Source organism: Sedimenticola selenatireducens (assembly GCF_007625115.1).
Taxonomy (GTDB): domain Bacteria; phylum Pseudomonadota; class Gammaproteobacteria; order Chromatiales; family Chromatiaceae; genus Sedimenticola; species Sedimenticola selenatireducens_A.
In genome coordinates, this window is the sequence record NZ_VMNH01000027.1 from 1 (window position 1) to 18,740 (window position 18,740).

Genomic DNA, 18,740 nt, shown 5'->3' on the forward strand with positions numbered 1-18,740 from the left:
AGCCGTGCCGTCAGGCACACCTTAAACAAACGACTTGTGTTGCTGCGCAACGCTTGGTGGGTTACGCAAAAGACGCTAACCCACCCTACAGTTGAGCTTAAGTAAGTGCCATTCGACTCAGGGGTACGTTATAACAGGTTCGTTTACTCTCTGAGTTTGATCTTCAGGGTGCCTTCTTCGACGTGGATGTTTTCAACGCCATCAGAGAAGCCTTTCCAGAAACCCTGTTCATCACCGAACTCGCTGATCAGATCGATGTTTTTTAATCCACCTAGCCAGGCGTTGGGAATGGGTACGCCCATAATGCTGACACCCTTGAGGATAATCACTGGCTTTTGATTGCGAAACGCCATCTCAACACCGGCTGAGACACGCAGGGTCTTGCCGCCAAGAATCGGGAAGTCCTTATCGACAGGAACCAGCAAGCGGGCGCTGACCAAGTCATCGCCAAGATCAACCGAGAGTTTCTTCGCAATGTTAGGGTCTTTTGCAACGATTGCATTGAGTTCACGCTCACTAAAGCCGATCTCACGCTTCGCGCCGGCCTCACTGTAGCGTTCGGGTCGCAGCCACTGTGCATCACTCTCCTTCGCCGTTTTATCCGCTTCTTTATAGGCAACCGGGCCAGGGTCATAGCCCAGGGCTTTCAGTTTGGTGTTGAGGGTCTTTTGCTCAGTGATGCTCAGTTCAACGGGCTCAAAATCCTTGGCGTAAATATAGGTACGAACCACCCAATAGGTGACTGCCGCCGTCAGCAGAATAGTCGCCAGCACGATCCACAAGATATAAATCGCTTTGAAGCCTTTCTTGGTCGTGGGCGCTTCGATATTTTGTAATGCATCAGTCATAGCGATATCCAGGTATCAAGCGATTCCATTTTACTGTCGCGAGGCGGACTTAGTGCCTACCGGGTTATCTATCAAGGTACTACTTGATACGTTGTTCCGCACTGATTTTATTGTGAATTATTGTAAAACGGGCGTAATTTATGGTGAATAAAAAAGGGTAAGCCCGTAGAGCTCACCCTTTTTTATTAAAGCAAAACAACGTGCTATCGCTTAAATAACAAGCGATAGCAGTATTGAATTATAACGGTACGATATTCTCAGCTTGTGGGCCTTTAGGACCCTGAGTTACTGTGAATTCAACGCGCTGGCCTTCTGCAAGGGTCTTGAACCCTGAGCTGGCGATGGCACTGAAATGGGCGAAAACGTCTGGGCCAGATTCCTGCTCGAGGAAGCCAAAGCCTTTAGATTCGTTAAACCATTTGACGGTGCCGTTTACTCTGTTTGACATAATAATATCCTGTAATTTAAAAATGATTAGCCATAGGTGGCTTGATTTGCTGAAAAAGAGTCTGAAACTTAGAAACTACAGGACGAATATTTACGAAGAAAATGCGAAATGGAGATTGTAAACAAAAGGCTGATTTTCTAGCTGTGTCGCACGATATAGGTTTGTCAGACATAAGTCAATTGATTTCGCAAGAGGGGTGTCAATCTGTTGGCCAGCTTGTGGCGGGATTGCTATAAGCTTGCTCTGTACACAGCCGTCAAAATTTCTAGCGAGCATGTCAGTAGTGTGGCGAGGGCAAACAAACTTCATCAGACAAACGCTGGGCCATCTTTTCTCTGACTGGATTGAGTGATGCACCGACAGGGTATTACGCTAAGTGATACCCTGCCAGTGTGAAAGTTGATGCTTATTTACTGGTACCCGCAGCATGGAATCCGCCACGCGCCGTCTTGGCCTTTTCCATAGCGGATTTTGCTTCCTGTGTTGTTACAGCCTGTACAGTTTTCAGATTTGTAACGCTGCCGGTTGATCCCGCGATCATCAGTCCAGCCATAACATCAGTTACACTGTCGCCTTCAGCGATGACCATAAAATCGTACTCACCCGTCGTAATATAGTACTGAAGGAGCTTTGCTCCAACCGACTCCATAAGGCCCGTTACAGCTGCCTTGCGGTCTTCTGGTTTGTCGATCATTCCCTTAATGGCCTGGTCGGTATAGTTGCCCTGCGTGATAAAAATGCTCATCAGTGTTTCCTTGTTCTAATGAAAGGGTACTAAAAGAGCGGGTAATTCCAGGATTTCGTCACTATCGCAGATAGAGGGCGTTTCTCTTTCCGCTCTTGATTCTTTGTGCATTCTCGGATCATCTGGAAATCCGAGCCAGCGGTAGCGTATCATTCTCAGTTGATAAGCCAGAGAGGATATCTGCACAGGAGGGGCAGACACTGTAGTAACTAAACAGTAGTCGGTCGTGTGGGAAATACAACGTTATTAAAAACAGGGTAAGAGGGTTAGGTGCTACTTAATCGAGTGACAGCAAGAACAGTGTTTAATCTACAGTCGCTTGTTCAGATTTACTCCCTGTCCTTGCTTTATTGTAAGTTTTTGATGGAAGAGGTCCAGATACATCTCAGTAGGCAGACTGTCTTTCCGTTATGACGAACAATATCTTTATCTTCTGTTAGTAGTGCCGTGACACGACCAATCATTTTTCTACATCATAAATATATGCAAACATTATTGAACTGTTAAAAAACTACTCTCATCCACCACCGACCCATTTCATCAAACTCCAGAGCCACATCACCGCAAGGACTGAGATAAATAAAAAGAATGCATAACCAAGCATAGTTAGCAGGCTCCCAAAAACAATGGGGATGTATTTTCTTATTTGACGGCGAAATACCACCATGAGCACGATCGGTAGAATCAGAACAAATAGCTTGTACCAAAAAGGATCATTCTTAGCGTCATCAGTTAAAAGCCCCGTTTTCATTCCGACGATCACCGAGACTATGACCCACGTAATATAGAACCATAGAAAAGACAAGAAACGGGAAGTGGCTGCCTTTCGAATGCCGCCGCCAAGCTCAGCTCCGACTTTTTTCATCTTTTCCGCGTCTTCCAGAGATAGTCCTCCTCCTCCGGCATTACAAACAGGACAACTGTGACGACTGTGTGCTCCTTCATATCCACATGTTGAACAGCTCATTTGTATTCTCCTCACCTGTTTATTTTGGCAATGAGCGAATTTAACGTACTTTATGTGCTAATTTCGTATTCGTTAACATCGAATGATTCTACGAGTGAAAAAATATCACTTTCTGAGCCTGAGTTTCTAAATGCATTCAGTGCAGAATGGGATTTCCATTTTTCGAAAATATTTACTCTGCTTACATCAACAGGGTCTGGTGATACTGCGAAATCTTCGCAGGCTTCATCTTTTCTTGCCTGTAAGATTGACTGACAAGACTTATTAATGAATTCGTCACGCGAACCCAACTGTATAGTCAGTTTTCCTGCTACGATTATTGCCACGTAACTACACTCCTGGACCTAGACTATTTGAAGCACGGCAGCTTTTTTTGCGCCGTGTGTTTTTTACCTGCTTTATGGAATAAAGGTAACGCATATTCAAGAATCTATGGAACCCCTTCATCCATCACTGTTAGACAATTACTCAGGATTATTTATACTCATCTCAATCTACTTAATGATCTTTTTCGTGCAGTTTAAGGCGTGGTTATTATCAGTTGTCCGGTACGTATACATTCCAATAACGCATCACGGTCATTAATCGTCAATGTTGAAACCGGCTTATCCTTGATAGCGATACACCGTTTTTCCTCAACTTCGTGTCCGCGCCGTACCGCTAATACCTGTCCTTTTGAAGCGAGACGTATGCTGACTTCACTGGGTCGTCTTGGGTTGTAGGTTTTTATGGCGCTGGCATCGAGAATGGCATGAGGGCTATTGTATTGCAGCGTCCAGTCGTTTCCTGGATTACCATTGATGTGATCTGGGTTACCCCATTGCGAAATCCATTCGTCGCGTAATGCATCCGCATCAAAACCTTCAATCAGTCGGTGTGCTACTCCAACGGAGATCACTTCACCGCCGGGATTAAGTTTGATACCAATGTAGTGGATGCCGGTTTTATCTTTCTTTTCAAAGCTCCGTTTTGATGTGCGGGTGTAACCCTTATTTTCCAGCGCAGGTACGGCCTCCGTCATCTCCATGCCGAGCTTTACACCTTCCACATCTTGCGCCATCAGATCCGTCTCAGTCGCAGTTGCCGGTAATATCATCAGCGCGGATAACATCGTTACGATGATTAATAGAACTAATGATGATCTTTGCATGATTTCCCCCGGTAAAATAATCAATTGAATTTAAGTGGATGGATTTCTTCTGTATAAGACTCGCCTTCGCTTAACTCGCTGTCGATTTTTCAATTATCGCTGAGATAATTCCCCCTGCGAAGGCTATCCCCAAAACCGCAAGCAGCGTAAAGAAGATCCACTTCATCAACTTCGGGATGGTCTTCCTTAATAGAACGGCTAGCGCAATGGGGATAGCGATGGCCAAGGCGACGTACCAGACTGGTAAGGCGTTCATTTGTTTGTCGGCGAGGCCAAATACCGGTGCCATGGACATCAAAATACCAAAGCCGATGAGCCAGAATCCGACAAATGAGAATACGGGGTGCAGGAACAGGGCCATGACCATCTTCATGAGTCCTTCGCCCAGTTTCTGACCCTCGTAGGCGACGTCAGTCCCTCGGATAACGACCTCTTTTGGGCCTGAACTCTGACTTATAGAGTCCCACAGTGATTGTTTTTCGGTGGCACCCTGAATAGGCGCCCCGCAATTAGGGCAAGATACTGCTTTATCAGAAACTTCCTTGTTGCATTCCCCACAATTAACTAAGGCCATAGCGACTATCTCCTCTATTTAAAGTAGTGAAGTATTGCCAACTGCCTAACGGTTAAGACACCCGAGCGCATCTGTTTCGTATCGGGTTGCACATTCAGCGACTTATGTTGCCGCAGAATTTAATGGTAATTTTGCAGTTCGTTCTGCGAACTCTATATTCTTATTAATAGAAAAGCGGACTTGGAGGACGGTGTCGATATGAGTCTTTCAGCATCCTGCCAAGTGGAAAAATTATTAATTCTAGAGACTAGCAGAATATACTCGTATTTGCAGAAAAAATGCTTTAGGCGTTTTTGGGCTATTAAAAATACTTATAGAACCGTTTTGCGCCTGCTTTTTAATACTGCAACAACCGATGTTGGGTGTCCATATATACCCAATGTCGTGCGGGTTGATGGGCGCTCTTCAGGGTGTTGCGGAGTTTGGGTGTTAGAGACCCCCGGCTACCCAATTGGGTTTCATTACCTGGTTTTACTTTTGATGGTTGATTTAATCAACTTCCCAAAGTCTTTATCCTTCTTTCTTTTATCGGAATAAGACATTTCATTAAATGCTGCTTCGCTTTTCATTTTCAGGTAGTTTTTGTATCGCTGTTCAGACAACTCACCATTATTTATCGCCGCTAATATCGCACAGCCTTTTTCATTGGTATGAGAGCAGTTATTAAACTTACAGCGCTGGGAAAGCGTGAGTATTTCAGAAAATGTTTCGTCAATACCCGTATCTACCGACATGTTTCCAAGCTCTCTCATTCCCGGGGTGTCGATTAGCATGGCGCCGTTCTCTAACTGTATAAGTTCGCGGCTTGTGGTGGTGTGCCTTCCTTTGTTCTGTTTTTTACTGACAGATTGAGTTTCAAATTGCCTGCTGCCCAAGATGCTATTGAGCAACGTTGTTTTGCCAACACCGGATGATCCGAGTAAGCAGTAGGTATTACCCTGTAATAAATAATTTTTAATAGTATCGATGTTTTCCCTACTCAAGCTACTGAATGCCAGCACAGTAACTTGAGGTGCAATGCTTAAGATGCTTGCCTTTATATTTTCAACTTCATTTTGCGTAATAAGGTCACACTTACTGAGTAAAATAACAGGAATAATCCCGCTTTCGTTGACCATGACCAGATAGCGCTCCAGCCTTCTAAGATTAAAATTGTAATCAGCAGACTGGATTACAAAGGCAACATCAATATTTGCCGCAATTAATTGGAAATCAACCAGCCTTCCGGCTGTTTTTCTTCTAAGCAAAGTTTTTCTAGGCATTACACCATGGATGATCGCGTGCGTATCATCGTCATAGAAATCTGCGTATACCCAGTCCCCCGTAGTTGGCAGATCGGTAGGTGAATCTGCGGTATAGAACAGATTTCCGGATAACTCGGCAAAAACTTCTCCCAGACCATTGGTTATTGTGTATCGCTCCTTGTGTACTGAAATCACCCGGGCAATAGCGTGCGCAGCGACTTTATCAGGGTCAAGTCTACTTCGGAACCAATGGCTAAAACCGATGTTATTCAACTTATCCATATTATTGTTTGTATCTCGATATCGGGTAAAAGGGCTGGCGCTGAATGGCGCAAACTTAATCCCAATTAATTGAAATAATAGCAAAAGTGGTTGGTGTAACGATAGGCTTCAAATCAAATGGTTAGGCTTGATAGTAAATTGAATCCACTGGTTTAGTTATTATCTATCGAGACCGACCCCATTGATTCTCCGAATAGCAGAGTGAATAACGCGCCAAGCGTAAGAAGGCGTCCATTTTCGTTATTAGTGGCATCTGAAATGGGAGCATCTCTTTTGCATTTATATTTATCATGCGCTGCATCCACTCTTTTATGCTCTTGCCATAACAGCCATGTAGCAATTATTGATAATGCTAATGAATATATTGGCATTAAATTGAAAAACCATTCGGGAGGAAGTATAAAATCTTTTGGTGTTATGTAAGGAATTGATAGCAGGAAAAGTAAAAGAAATCCTATTTTATAAAAGCTCCTCCAATAGTGCTCATGCCTATACTTGAACTCATCCCATAACACCTTCATAACCTCGGCATCATGATCCACTATGATTTCCTCCATTCTCATTAACGTCTGTGCTCAGGCGGCTCGTGAAGCGCGCCAGCGCTTTACGTGGTCGCCTGGAGCACCTTGTTGGGCTTTTTTAATCATTTTTCGCAATTCTAGATTCGGCTAAGTATCGTAATTTTACGCAATATTCCAAGAGTGGGGTAATTACCAAATTTCTGTAGACATCTCTTGGTGAACTATCATCCAATCCATGCTTAGCAAGAAACTTCGATAAGTCGCTGCTTTTTCTATGCGCAGACGATTTAGATCGAAGAGCCTGCAAATTGCGAAGAACATCTATACATTCTATTGGTGCGCCTTCTTCAACGTTTTGAATAAGCCATGCCTTTAGTTTGTCTATTCCACGAATTGGCCTATCTGGATCCAAGTCCCTCATTTTATTTATTTCATTTTTCGCGCTTTTTTCTAGGGGCGATTCATTCAGGTAATCAACAAATATTTTTGAAGCCGCGATAGTGCATCTGTCAAATTCGGTCCATTCTTCAGATATCGGAACCCTAAGGTCAGCAAAAATTCCATCATCGCCCTGGTGAAAATCACTGTAAAGACTGAAGCCGAATGCTTCTTTCCACTTATCCAGCATTTTTCGTCTTTCTGATTTGATGACGTGATCAATGTTTTCTGCGTCTGCAAACTGACCAAGAAAAGAACGTTTAAAACAGGTTTCGCTTAACCCACCTTCCGGCCTAACGTTGAATGATCGCCAATAGCGTTGTTCGCTTTCTGGTAAATCACGCCCTAAGTCTCCGAGAAAGACCACAACCAAATCTTCGTGATCATTATCCATCCTAACCCCCCATGCGCTCCCGCAGCGAAGGTAGCCATCTTCAACTGAGTAGAGGCTCGGTTGCTCTAAGTATTTCTTTAGCACATCCTTTCGAAAGTACACAGGTGTTAGATAGTGGGGGCTATCCGGGTTCTTTCCGAAGTAATCAGCAAGCTTATCCGGATTACTTGTGTAAATTCCATCGGAGCCATCCTCGTTAACCCCAATGATAAATGACTCGTGCGCCTTCCCTTCTTCGAATGGCCATACCCCACATTTTTCTTTCGGCAATGGTTGAATAACCCTTTTACCCAACAAGCGGCCAAATGCCGGGTGTTCTATATACATTGTGTCGTTTGTCACGTGACGCAATGCGTATAGATTTTCGTCCTTTATTTCTTCAGAGGACTCTTCCTGGGGATCATTGAAATATTGAACTGAATCTACCTGCAAAAGAATTAACAAATTTTTTGCGGCACAAAATTGGCGTAATGAAGCAGTATCCACCAACATAGCGCCATCCTTGTCCCTGTATACGACTCGCTGCTTATCACCATTGTCTTTGATCTTATAGTAGTTGTCGTTTTTTCTATCGTGCCACAGATTGTGATAAAGGCGAAATTCTTCTAATAAGTCATACTGTTCTTCTGCCAGTCCGTGAAATTCTCGATGAATAACAAGCGGCCATGAGTCTCCATCTGCGGGTGCGTAACTATATTCAGCATGTTCTACACCTTCTTCCCACCACATCGTGAAGCCTGTTAGTCCATCGCCTTTACTTACATCCCATGAGGCGTTTTTCAAACATTGCTGTTCCATGTCAGGCTGAAGAAGCCCGATATATACACCCCCACTTCCTTTCTCTTTGCTATACCAGCCCCAATCGGCAATCAGCCATTGACGCCTTTCACCATCCTCTAATAGTTTCAATGCCTCTTCCATTGATAACATTACTTCTACCTTTTGTATTGCTCGCGTTCTTAACCGGAGGTCCTATCGAGCCCAACGCCTAAAGCAGCCGAGCGCGATTTTTGCGCGTCGGATGCCTTTCCTTGTTAGGCGATTTAATCATTTGTCTTGTAACTCCTTTAACCAAGGTAATAAAATCTCTCGTGGCCGCAGTTCGATTCTATGTGGGATAAATGGCTTGATAAATTCGTCCTCTACAATTTTTGGAGCGAAGTCAGAAGTGGTTGTGATAACACCCTTCGATACGTTATTTGCTCCTGACATGATACCCGCCATAGCCCTTACATCATTTGCAGTTACTAAATTGCCAGGTTTATAAGCCTTTACTTGATCAAATATCCGTATAGAGCCAACACCATTTTTTGTTGCTACTACATCACGGCCTTTATCTCCACTCCTTGGAGTAAGTTCCACCTCATCAAAACCTGCCTGCTTGTACGCCCCAGCAATAATCTCTTCCCACTTCCAACAATCGATTTCATAAATTGCGTTTGGATCACGCTCTATGAGGCGCATGATTTCAAACCAAGGAGTAGCCACACATTCAATTAAAGTACCTTCGCTAGTTTTATCTCCAAACTCTAGTACTGATTTGAGTGTGAAACTTGGTAGCTCATCCTTCGGGGTAGTTCTTAAAATAATTCTAGAAGGTCTCACCAGCTCTCCTTTGAACGCCTAACGCCGATTATACACCCCGCACATTTATGACAATATACAGCTGTAGAATATATTGAAATATACGACAGTTCGTTCTACGCACTATATTTCCTATCAAACGAATAATTGGCTTGGAGGGATGTCCATGAGATGTAGTTTTCAGCATCCTGCCAAGCGGATAGTCCTTAATGTCCCTGTAGATTAACAGAGAATCTCTAATTGAAGAAGCTTCTTACTGAGGGGGTGGGATGTCAGGCGAAGTTTGTTGTAGCCGTTTTTCTCTCTCCTGCTTTTTTACACCACAAAAAAAGCGTCCCTTCTTTTCCAAGGCACCTTCTTTTGGGATCTTTAACCCGCAGGTGAAGCAGGGGACGAGGTTTTGTTCGAGCGCGCGTCGCTCTTCTTCGCGTTTCTGTTCGGCGCGCCTCTGGTTTCTTTTATGATGAAACCAGACGGCGAGGAGAACTGGGATTAATAGCAATGGGCTATAGAGGATCATTTTTCTGCGACGGCGACCAGTTTGTATCCGGCATGGCAGCTAATGCAGTTCTGCATGATTATGCTGAGTTGTTTGATTGTTTGCGATCCATCACCCAGTTGTTCTGCGTCGAGTCCTATCTGGTCAAACTGCTGGTGTGTATCGAAGCCCAGTTTTTTAAACTCGTTGGGTAGTTTGCTCACAAGTGAGAGTGGGACTGCGCCTTGTGCAGTGGTGCCCGCTTTTCTCGCGGCCTTGACTGCCATATCCATGTTTTCGGTTGTGACGGCTTCGGTGATGGTCTGTACCGAGATGAGGAAGTCACGCATCTCGGTGAGTACCAGATCGCGTTCGCCTGCTGTTAGTTCAATGGTCATGCGGCCATCGGCTGAGGGCGCAATTGCAGCGGGGTACATGATTTTATAACCCGCAAAGGCTATGAGCAGCAGTGCAGCCGTGAGTGATGTCCAGCAAATTTTGCACATATCCATCTCCAAAAAGCGATTGTCTAATCGCATTAAAGGTAAAAAAATTTAGACTGGCTGTAACGCTCTGGAGAAAAAGTCCCAGAGCGGCTCGGCCTCAGCTTTTAGATCAAAGTTAAAGTCAAACACTGACCAGCGCATCAACAACCCCTGTATCAGCATCATCAGGTAGCGTACCGTTACTTCAGGGTTCAGTTTTTTGTCGAACCGGCCAGTCTCTATGCCTTCCTGAATCAGTTGTATGACACGAATGCTGTAGTTTCGCATGATCCGTTGCACATTCTGTTTTAACAAAGGCTGACCAATATGCAGACTGTCAGAGAAGAGTATTCTTGGTAACCCTTTGTTGTTACTAACAAATTCAAGCTGTTGGTAAACCATACCCCTGAGCCGTACATCCGCTGGTTCGCTGCTGCTGAAATAGGGTTCTAGGGCCATCATAAGTTGCGAGCCAATCCAGTCTATTGCGCCAGCAAATAACTCATCTCGCGAGTTGTAGTGTCGAAAAATGGTGGATTGCCCAATGCCTACACGGCTTGCAATGGCCTGGGTGGTGGTGGCTACCAGCCCGCGTTCGGCGGCGACTTCTAGAGCGGCCAGAATGATTTCTGTTCTTCGGGTTTCGGTCGGTTTGCCCATTATTCACTATTTGCGATTAAGTAATCGCAAATAGTAGAGGGTGTAAGGTATCCCGTCAATCCATATTGTGCAGGGGCTGTCCTCTCTGGAAGGGTTCGTCGGAAAGACTCAGGTGGTCAGGCGGCGATAGATATCGGAAACCTTCAGGGGCAGGCTGCGTACATCACTGATCACGCTATAAGCGGCGGGTCCATAAAGGTGGGGCAGATAATCCCGCGCCTCTTCATCAATGGTGATGCAGTAAGGGTGGATGCCGCCACGACGGGCTTCAATCAGGGCGCGACGGGTATCTTCAATGCCGTATTCACCGCGATAGCTGTCGTAGTCATCGGGTTTGCCATCCGAGAGGGTGATCAGTATGCGGGTTTTCGCATCTGTTTTTTGTAGAACCTGTGTCAGATGCCGGATGGCAAAACCCATGCGGGTGTAGTCCTGGGGTTCGATACCACTGATACGTGCCCGAATGGTTGTATCGTACGACTCTTCGAAGTGTTTGATAGGGAACAGTTCGCAGCGCTTGCGGGTCATGCCGGAAAAACCGTAGATGGCGTAACGGTCACCCAGGCTCTCCAGTGCTTCACAGAGCAACAGCAGCGATTCTCGTTCCGCATCATTGATCCAACCCTTGGTGGAACCGCTCATATCCACCATAAAGATTACCGCGATATTTCGTTCGTTACGTTGCATCTTTGTCAGTAGCCGATCCGTCATTTCAAACCCGAGATGGGCATCCGCCAGGGCTTCAACCAGTGCGTCGATATCGACATCATCGCCTTCGGGTTGACGTTTCAGTAGACGATTCTCATGTCTCAGGGCTTCAAAGGTCTTGCGCAGGTGTTTGATCAGTCCGTGATATTTATCGAGGGTCTTCTCTACAAAATCATCATGCAGCGGTTTGACAGCGCGCTCGCGTACCGCGCACCAGTTCTTGCGGTAGTGGCGGCGTTGAAAATCCCACTCATCATAGAGATAAGCCCCCTCTTCATGGTAGCTGCCTTGCCAGACATCCTCGGCATCACGCGTCTGATCATGCAGGAGTTTGGCGTCATAGTCTCCGGGGCCTGCGGCTTGCAGATACTCATCGGGGATATCGCCAAAATCCAGAAGAATAGAGCGCTTTAATGATTGCATATTGTCAGGTAAAGGGGCTGGCATATCATCCAGCAGGATCTCAATCTGCACGCCCTCTGATGTAGAGGGGTTGGCCTCTTGCTGTTTGGTGAATCGTTTATCCGATGGCGGCGGTTCACTGTTAGATTTGTTGAGCTCTTCCAGCAGTGTGTTGAGACCTACCTTAAACCGTGCCTTCTCTTTCTCGATGCGTGCATTCATACAGGCCGTGACGGCTTCAAAGTTGATCTGGCCCTGATAACAATTGAGTGGAATGGGTTTGAGTCGATCTAATTCGCGCTGTGCCAGGATGACCGTATCCATTGCACTGAAGCCGGGATTGGCGAGCTGTTGCCTGAATTCAAGCCATGTTGCATCAAGCTCAGTTTCATCGGCAACTGTTTTGATTTGCTGCAGTACCCGGTGGAGTCCCGGTAGTTCGCGCTGGAGGCAGGTTTCCAGTCGCAGTGACTCAAGGGCATGGAAAAGTTGGATGAATTCAGCAGTTGGTGCTTCTACCGTGCGCAATGCCCGGAAGCTACCGAACTGTATCTGTGCCCAGAGCAGTGCCGTTGTGACTTTATAGAGATGAAAGTTTTGTTCTGGCGTACTCAGTAGAGACTGCATGGGCGGCAGGTAGAGTGTCTCGGTATCGGTGTAAATGGTTTCAGATGCGGCCAGTTTGAGTGAGCGTCCAGACAACCCTTGCAGGAAACGTTGCAAAACCCCTTCATGATCCTGTAACAGTGCCCCCTGTAGGCGTGCCTGTTGTTGTGATGCAAACTGTTGATATTGTTCAATGACCAGCAGGGCAGGGCGTAGTCCCTCGACATCGTAGCTGTCCATGGCGTGAAATATCCATGCCTCAAAAACATCGGTTGTCATCAAGGCTTCTGCAGCGACACTGTTACAAGCGACCTGAAATCCCAGTTCAACATGGGTGCTGGCGATGCGCTCAATCCAGCTGATCAGATAGTGCTGACGTTGTGCCGGCAGTTGGGCGATTGCCCTAGCGGGTGCCTCTGTATCGCGAAAGGAAAACTCAACCTCTAGCAGTTCATCCAGTCGTTGCTGGATGGCCGAGTGGGAGAGAAGGGATGGGCTGTTCATGTCAGAACAGCGAGGATGAGAGCTCGTTGACTGAGGCCAGCATCTCCGGGTCATCCGTCAGTGCCTGAGCCACCGCGCTTTGACAGGCAGAGACAGGCGGCACACCGGCAGCCATCAGTTTGGCGGCATGTACCAGAAGCCGGGTGCTGGCACCTTCTTCAAGGCCACTGCCTTTCAGGTTGCGGGTCATGCCGGCGAACTTTACTAGCTGAGTGGCCAGTGCGCGATCCAGTCCAGACTCACGGGCCACAATGGTGATCTCAAGTTCTGGTTTCGGGTAACCGAACTCCAGTGCTACAAAGCGCTGGCGGGTACTCTGCTTGAGATCCTTGAGTACGCTTTGATAACCGGGATTGTAAGAGATGGCGATGGCAAATTCAGGGTCGGCTTCAATCAGGGTGCCGAGTTTTTCAATGGGCAGAACCCGCCGATCATCGGCCAGGGGATGGATCACCACCATGGTGTCTTTGCGGGCCTCGACAATCTCATCCAGATAACAGATGCCTCCGGCCTTGACCGCCTGGGTCAGTGGGCCGTCTATCCAGACCGTTTCGCCCCCTTTGATCAGGTAGCGTCCCACGAGATCCGAAGCGGTCAGGTCATCATGGCAGGAGACCGTGATCAGCGGGCGTTGCAGTCGCCACGCCATGTACTCCATGAAGCGGGTCTTACCGCAGCCCGTCGGACCTTTTAACAGGATGGGGAGTTGATTGTTATAAGCCGCTTCAAACAGGGTGATTTCATCGCCTGTGGCTTCGTAATAGGGTTCGTCTTCTATCCGGTACTCATCCAGTCTGAAGGTGCGCATCTGACTGATACTCCTGGTTACTGCTTCAGCCCTCTAGTCTGCAAGGGAATGGAGACGATATCAACTAGAGGAAAATAGGGGGAATCAGTTGTACTAAACTGGCTAGGCACTGCCCAACAGAGGATACTGGTCGGTTCCTTTATTGTAACAGCGAATAAAGTGACTAATTGATATCGCCAGCAATATAGCGGTTACCGGTAAAGTGTGTGAACAGCGCGTCGATGTAGGGGTTTTCGATGGGTTGATCGCTCTCATCCGGTTCTAGGTTGCACTGGGCAACATAGGTTTCATAGTCTGATCCATCAACCAGTACACGATACCAGGGCTCATCTTTGGGAGGCCGACTCTTGGCCATCTGTTCATACCACGCTTCAGAGAGTTGAAACTCTGCATCAACGTCATAAATGACGCCGCGATAACCGAACAGTTTATGCTGTACAAGTTGACCAATGTTCAGTGATACCTGTTTCATAATGATTTCCCGCTTCTCAGCATGCTCGACCTTATAACACTATGACCGCGGCAGAGTGGCTTCTGTTTCATGGTGCACTAATCTTTTTCCGAATGATCGGAATAGATGCCACCCTGTGTAAGGCGGCAGGGGTCGAGCAACTTCTCGAGTTCATGGCGCGAAAGGGATGTGTGTTTATGGGCAACATCAATAAGGCTCTTTCCCTCTTCATACGCTTGCTTACTGATTTCTGCGGCCTTTTGATAGCCGACTATCGGATTGAGTGCTGTTACCAGAACGGGGTTGAGAGAAAGGGTGTGTTGGATTTTTTCCTGATTAACTTTGAAATCAGCAACGGCTTTTTCTGCCAGTAGTGTTGATCCGTTGGCGAGTAGTTCTATGCTTTGCAGAAGGTTATAGGCGATAAGCGGTAGCATGGTATTGAGTTGGAAATTACTGGATTGGCCGGCCATTGATAGCGTGGCGTCGTTACCGATGACCTGTGCCGCAACCATCATGACGGCTTCAGGGATAACCGGGTTAACCTTTCCGGGCATGATGCTGGAGCCAGGTTGCAGTGCGGTCAGTGTGATCTCCCCCAGTCCTGCTAGCGGCCCACTGTTCATCCAGCGAAGATCGTTGGCAATTTTATGCAAACAGAGAGCTGTAACACGGAGTTGGCCTGACAGTTCAACCGCGGTGTTCTGGTTGCTCAAGTCTCTGATCATGCCGTTAGGTAGTGTGAGGGCAAGCCCAGTCTCTTCACTGAGACGCTTAACCACCTTGGCGGCAAATTCAGGGTGGGCATTAATGCCCGTTCCTACGGCCGTACCACCCAGGACGAGCTGATGTACTCTGATTTCAGAATCTTTAATGCGTGCAATGCACTCTCTGACCTGGTTCGCCCAGGCGGTGATCTCCTGGCTCATGCGGAGTGGCATGGCATCCATCAAGTGCGTACGCCCTGTTTTACAGATGGCATCGAGGGATGCGGCCCGGTGCAGAAGGGTGCCCGCCAATTTGTCGAGTGACGGCAAGAGTTGTTGCTTGAGTGCCAGCGCTGTACTGAGATGAATCATACTGGGGATGACGTCGTTACTGCTCTGGCAGAGGTTTACGTGATCATTGGGATCAACCTTTACTCCTTCTCTTTGAGCCAGGGTTGCAATGACTTCATTGATATTCATGTTGCTACTGGTGGCCGATCCGGTTTGGAAAACATCAATCGGGAACTGATCCATCGGTAGTGCTTTAAGCAGCGTGTCAGCGGCCGCAATAATGGCTGCTGCCTGTTCGGTAGAGAGCAACTTTAAATCGCGATTGGCCTCAGCCGCTGCGCGCTTGATCATGATCCCCGCCGTGATAAAACGCGCGGGCAAAGTGAGGTCGCTGATAGGGAAGTTGTTGATGGCACGTTGGGTTTGTGCACCATACAGGGCATCTGCGGGAACCTTAACTTCACCCATGCTGTCCTGTACAGACCGATATTGAGTCACTTCCATATTTAGATACCTCAGCGTGTTAATAAGCGATGTTTTTAGTATGAACCCTATTTGATGTCAGTGTGCAAATATTACCTTATGAATAATAGGTTATAAGGTGGCTACTCCAAGGTCACTAAAGCGCTTTTACATTCGAACTAAAGCGGTTATTCTTTGGCATATCTCATTTTATGGCTAGGATAAAGCAAATGAATGTTGAGCATTTTCAGCAGTTAATTAAGCCACTCACTGATATGGTTTCACAGATGCCCGTCGATAAAGAGCTGGAGAAGGCACTGACTGAGCAGTATCCACCAGGAAGCGAGTTGTTTGAAGCCATCGACAAGGCGTGTCATGAGGCGATATCCGCAGGCTGGATGTGTGCACAGGGTGATGCAGGGCGTCGCTTTGGCCGGGTGATCGAGCCCTCTGATGAGACGGGCCGATTGAGTGTGGATGTCGTCGATCTGATCGATATCGCCGGCCCACATCATCGCCATCCGCTGGGTGAAATCTGTATGGTGTTACCCATTACCGAGGGTGCATTGTTTGATGGAAAGCCGCGTGGCTGGTGTGTCTATGAGCCCGATTCTCAACATCGGCCTACTGTCACACAGGGGCAGGCACTGATTCTCTATTTGCTGCCAGAAGGGCAGATTGAGTTTACGCGATAACGTCTATACAGGCGCTATAGATTTTCTTCCAGCACCGGTGGGTTATAGAGCGGATACAGATGCTCTTCTTCTGTTTTAATGCGTTCCACCAATGCTTTACCAATTTCCTGCAAGTCGGTAATGAAGTCAATTTCAAGCGCGGTGCTCCAGGGCCAAACATTATAGCGATCAATAAACTGGTTGACGGCTTTACCGATATGGCGCATATCCCGACGCATGGCCTTAACGGTTTCACACTGGTCACTGTCACGTGAGATCGTACGATTGAGATAGACGTAAAGCTTTACGTTTTCTGTCATGATGTGTTGGTGAAACAGATATTTAAACTGTGCAAGTTCGGAACATACCTCTCTGAAACGCTGCTCTTTTGCCTTCTTCTCAATTTTCATATAGTGCATCAGCAGTGACTGATGATCATCCTTGAGTGCAGCTACGAGCTGGGAGTCATAAGCTATGGTGGTGTTCGGAGCGGTGATCTCAGCGCAGGGTTGCGGTTGACTTTTAGCTTTTCTTTTGAAGAAATTGAACATGGTAATGAGTGATTCACTGAGTGGTTTTAAATTATCGTTACCATCCCTGAGATTGAGTGAAATAAAGTTTATACTATGTTGAGGGTTTAACGTGCGTTCTATTCCTAATTTCTCCTGTTCCAGACTTAAAAATGTGAACTGGTTCTGAATCTGTTCGTCAGAGGCGGTGTGGTAAGAGGATAAGCAGGGACTATTATTTAAAAAGCTTAATCAGTTTTGTCCTGTTATTCAGCAGATCAGTGAGCGTATAGCTATCCAGTACAGCATAAAATGCTGCCATGGATTCTTTTAACATATCTTTTAATCGGCAGGCTGACTCAATTCGGCATTCGCAATCCTCGTTTGTGAAGCAGGCGGCTAGTACACTCCCCTGCTCAGTACTTCTAATCAACTCACCAATATTGACCTCATCTGGATCAAGCGCCAGATAAAAGCCACCGCCTTTACCTCTTACGGTTTCAATATATCCCTCTTGCCCCAAGTGATAGACAACTTTCATTAAATGGTTTTTTGAAATGCCATACACCTCAGCTAATTCGCCGATTGTCGCCATTTCTCCCGGTTTAAGCCCAATATAGATCAGCACCCGAATGGTGTAATCAGTAAACGTTGTAAGTCGCATAGCTGTACTCATTCAAAAGAAGTATTGGAAATATTGCTTATTAAGTATACATGGTATATAAAAGAAGTATATTAAATAATAGTTATTGAGGCTATTTCTTATTACGCGAGGTTTTACGTTATGGTAAGTCCAAGGTATCCCGTTATTTTAAAAGAGAAACGCGTGCTTGCCCCCGGTACACTGGAGTTGACCTATTGTCGAGAAGATGAAGGTGTCATCAGTTATTTGCCCGGACAATTCTTTTCGCTTGATTTTAAATATCAGGGTGAAGAGAAGAGCAGAAGTTATAGTGCGGTCGGTCGAGTCGATAATCTTAAAGATAACCGGGCCTTTCAATTTGCAATTACGGCCGTTCCAAATGGCGCCGCGTCACAATTCTTTTTTGATGCACAACCCGGTGATAAGGCCAAGATGAGTGGCCCCTTTGGCGCGCTTACTCTCCCAAGAATTGATCCGGCGCGTTATCTATTGATTGGGACAGGAACCGGGGTAGCACCCTATCGTGCGATGTTGCCTGAACTTGAGCAACGATTGAAGAACAATACGGCATTGGAGATTGTCTTACTGATGGGTGTAAGGGCGCCAGCCGAACTGATCTATGGCGAGGAGTTTTTAGCCTTGTCACAAACCTATCCAGGATTTAGTTTTTATGCCTGCTACAGCCGTGAGATGCCCTCATCGCCTGATAGTCATATCTTCTCTGGTCGGGTCAATACGCTGTTTGAAAAGCTCAAGCCAGATGCTCAGCGGGATATGGTGTATCTCTGTGGTAATCCAAATATGGTTGATGAATCAGTGAGTTGGTTTACTGAAAGAGAATTTACTGCGAAAAACCTTAAACGGGAGAAATATAAATTCTCAACGTTTTGAAGCGTTAATGTTCTGCGCTACTAGATAGAAATAATAGTCCTCGCTCTGGCGATAGGGTTATTTGTGCCCGTAAAAAACCCATAAGTCCGATCTATGAATTCTGCTTAAAAGTATCGTCATTAATAGCGTTGATGTCCCTGGTCAGGGACTTCTAAGACCTCCTTTTCTCACAAAAGGGTCGGTTGCCAATTAATTCGATGATCACTACTATATTACTGATTCAACGCTGCAAAAACCGAGGAAGTGGTCTAGTATCTACTATTAAT

Annotated in this window: 21 protein-coding genes; 2 read left to right on the forward strand and 19 right to left on the reverse strand. The window is 46.4% G+C overall.

The window, feature by feature from the left end; all coding sequences use genetic code 11:
• Nucleotides 1-143 precede the first annotated feature (143 nt).
• The 17 genes from FHP88_RS16995 to FHP88_RS17075 all read right to left on the reverse strand — a co-directional run bounded on the left by FHP88_RS16995 (nt 144) and on the right by FHP88_RS17075 (nt 15,799).
• Nucleotides 144-848 carry an arginine N-succinyltransferase gene (locus FHP88_RS16995; RefSeq protein WP_144360298.1) on the reverse strand — a complete coding sequence of 235 codons (705 nt, stop codon included), beginning with the start codon at nt 846-848 and terminating at the stop codon, nt 144-146.
• 238 nt (nt 849-1,086) lie between these two features.
• Nucleotides 1,087-1,296, reverse strand: coding sequence for a cold-shock protein (locus FHP88_RS17000; protein ID WP_144360299.1), 210 nt, complete (start codon nt 1,294-1,296; stop codon nt 1,087-1,089).
• Between the two features lie 406 nt (nt 1,297-1,702).
• Nucleotides 1,703-2,041: a GYD domain-containing protein gene (locus tag FHP88_RS17005; protein WP_144360300.1), complete on the reverse strand. Its 339-nt coding sequence runs from the start codon at nt 2,039-2,041 to the stop codon at nt 1,703-1,705.
• 517 nt (nt 2,042-2,558) lie between these two features.
• Nucleotides 2,559-3,008 (reverse strand): hypothetical protein, encoded by a 450-nt coding sequence (locus tag FHP88_RS17010; RefSeq protein ID WP_144360301.1) that lies wholly within the window; start codon nt 3,006-3,008, stop codon nt 2,559-2,561.
• A gap of 50 nt (nt 3,009-3,058) precedes the next feature.
• Complete coding sequence (locus FHP88_RS17015) at nt 3,059-3,334, reverse strand: putative quinol monooxygenase (RefSeq protein ID WP_144360302.1); 276 nt, start codon at nt 3,332-3,334, stop codon at nt 3,059-3,061.
• A gap of 194 nt (nt 3,335-3,528) precedes the next feature.
• Entirely contained in the window at nt 3,529-4,158 is a 630-nt protein-coding gene (locus tag FHP88_RS17020) for a hypothetical protein (protein ID WP_144360303.1), read from the reverse strand.
• A gap of 70 nt (nt 4,159-4,228) precedes the next feature.
• A complete protein-coding gene (locus tag FHP88_RS19240; RefSeq protein WP_186297773.1) occupies nt 4,229-4,732 on the reverse strand; it encodes a zinc ribbon domain-containing protein in 504 nt (167 codons plus the stop codon).
• Nucleotides 4,733-5,193: 461 nt separating this feature from the next.
• Complete coding sequence (rsgA, locus tag FHP88_RS17030; protein ID WP_144360304.1) at nt 5,194-6,258, reverse strand: ribosome small subunit-dependent GTPase A; 1,065 nt, start codon at nt 6,256-6,258, stop codon at nt 5,194-5,196.
• 152 nt (nt 6,259-6,410) lie between these two features.
• Nucleotides 6,411-6,800, reverse strand: a complete 390-nt coding sequence (locus tag FHP88_RS17035; RefSeq protein ID WP_144360305.1) for a hypothetical protein — start codon at nt 6,798-6,800, stop codon at nt 6,411-6,413.
• A 97-nt stretch (nt 6,801-6,897) separates the two neighbouring features.
• The gene (locus tag FHP88_RS17040) at nt 6,898-8,541 is read right to left on the reverse strand and encodes a hypothetical protein (protein ID WP_144360306.1); all 1,644 of its coding nucleotides are present in this window, start codon (nt 8,539-8,541) and stop codon (nt 6,898-6,900) included.
• A gap of 117 nt (nt 8,542-8,658) precedes the next feature.
• On the reverse strand, nt 8,659-9,216 hold the full coding sequence (locus FHP88_RS17045) for a restriction endonuclease (protein ID WP_144360307.1): 558 nt from the start codon (nt 9,214-9,216) through the stop codon (nt 8,659-8,661).
• A 495-nt stretch (nt 9,217-9,711) separates the two neighbouring features.
• Nucleotides 9,712-10,179 carry a hypothetical protein gene (locus tag FHP88_RS17050; protein ID WP_144360308.1) on the reverse strand — a complete coding sequence of 156 codons (468 nt, stop codon included), beginning with the start codon at nt 10,177-10,179 and terminating at the stop codon, nt 9,712-9,714.
• A 48-nt stretch (nt 10,180-10,227) separates the two neighbouring features.
• A complete protein-coding gene (locus FHP88_RS17055; RefSeq protein WP_144360309.1) occupies nt 10,228-10,818 on the reverse strand; it encodes a TetR/AcrR family transcriptional regulator in 591 nt (196 codons plus the stop codon).
• A gap of 108 nt (nt 10,819-10,926) precedes the next feature.
• Nucleotides 10,927-13,038, reverse strand: coding sequence for a nitric oxide reductase activation protein NorD (locus tag FHP88_RS17060; RefSeq protein WP_144360310.1), 2,112 nt, complete (start codon nt 13,036-13,038; stop codon nt 10,927-10,929).
• A 1-nt stretch (nt 13,039) separates the two neighbouring features.
• Complete coding sequence (locus FHP88_RS17065; protein ID WP_144360311.1) at nt 13,040-13,846, reverse strand: CbbQ/NirQ/NorQ/GpvN family protein; 807 nt, start codon at nt 13,844-13,846, stop codon at nt 13,040-13,042.
• A 163-nt stretch (nt 13,847-14,009) separates the two neighbouring features.
• Nucleotides 14,010-14,318: a heat shock protein HspQ gene (gene hspQ, locus FHP88_RS17070; protein ID WP_144360312.1), complete on the reverse strand. Its 309-nt coding sequence runs from the start codon at nt 14,316-14,318 to the stop codon at nt 14,010-14,012.
• A gap of 77 nt (nt 14,319-14,395) precedes the next feature.
• A complete protein-coding gene (locus FHP88_RS17075) occupies nt 14,396-15,799 on the reverse strand; it encodes a class II fumarate hydratase (RefSeq protein ID WP_144360313.1) in 1,404 nt (467 codons plus the stop codon).
• A gap of 188 nt (nt 15,800-15,987) precedes the next feature.
• Here FHP88_RS17075 and FHP88_RS17080 point away from each other — a divergent pair, with 188 nt between their 5' ends.
• Nucleotides 15,988-16,452, forward strand: coding sequence for a DUF4863 family protein (locus FHP88_RS17080; protein WP_144360314.1), 465 nt, complete (start codon nt 15,988-15,990; stop codon nt 16,450-16,452).
• Nucleotides 16,453-16,466: 14 nt separating this feature from the next.
• On the opposite strand, the gene FHP88_RS17085 is transcribed toward FHP88_RS17080, so the two are convergent.
• Both FHP88_RS17085 and FHP88_RS17090 read right to left on the reverse strand, forming a co-directional pair.
• Complete coding sequence (locus tag FHP88_RS17085; RefSeq protein ID WP_144360315.1) at nt 16,467-16,982, reverse strand: hemerythrin domain-containing protein; 516 nt, start codon at nt 16,980-16,982, stop codon at nt 16,467-16,469.
• Nucleotides 16,983-17,175: 193 nt separating this feature from the next.
• Nucleotides 17,176-17,604, reverse strand: coding sequence for an RrF2 family transcriptional regulator (locus FHP88_RS17090; protein ID WP_144360316.1), 429 nt, complete (start codon nt 17,602-17,604; stop codon nt 17,176-17,178).
• A gap of 120 nt (nt 17,605-17,724) precedes the next feature.
• Here FHP88_RS17090 and FHP88_RS17095 point away from each other — a divergent pair, with 120 nt between their 5' ends.
• On the forward strand, nt 17,725-18,474 hold the full coding sequence (locus tag FHP88_RS17095; RefSeq protein ID WP_144360317.1) for an FAD-binding oxidoreductase: 750 nt from the start codon (nt 17,725-17,727) through the stop codon (nt 18,472-18,474).
• Nucleotides 18,475-18,740 lie beyond the last annotated feature (266 nt).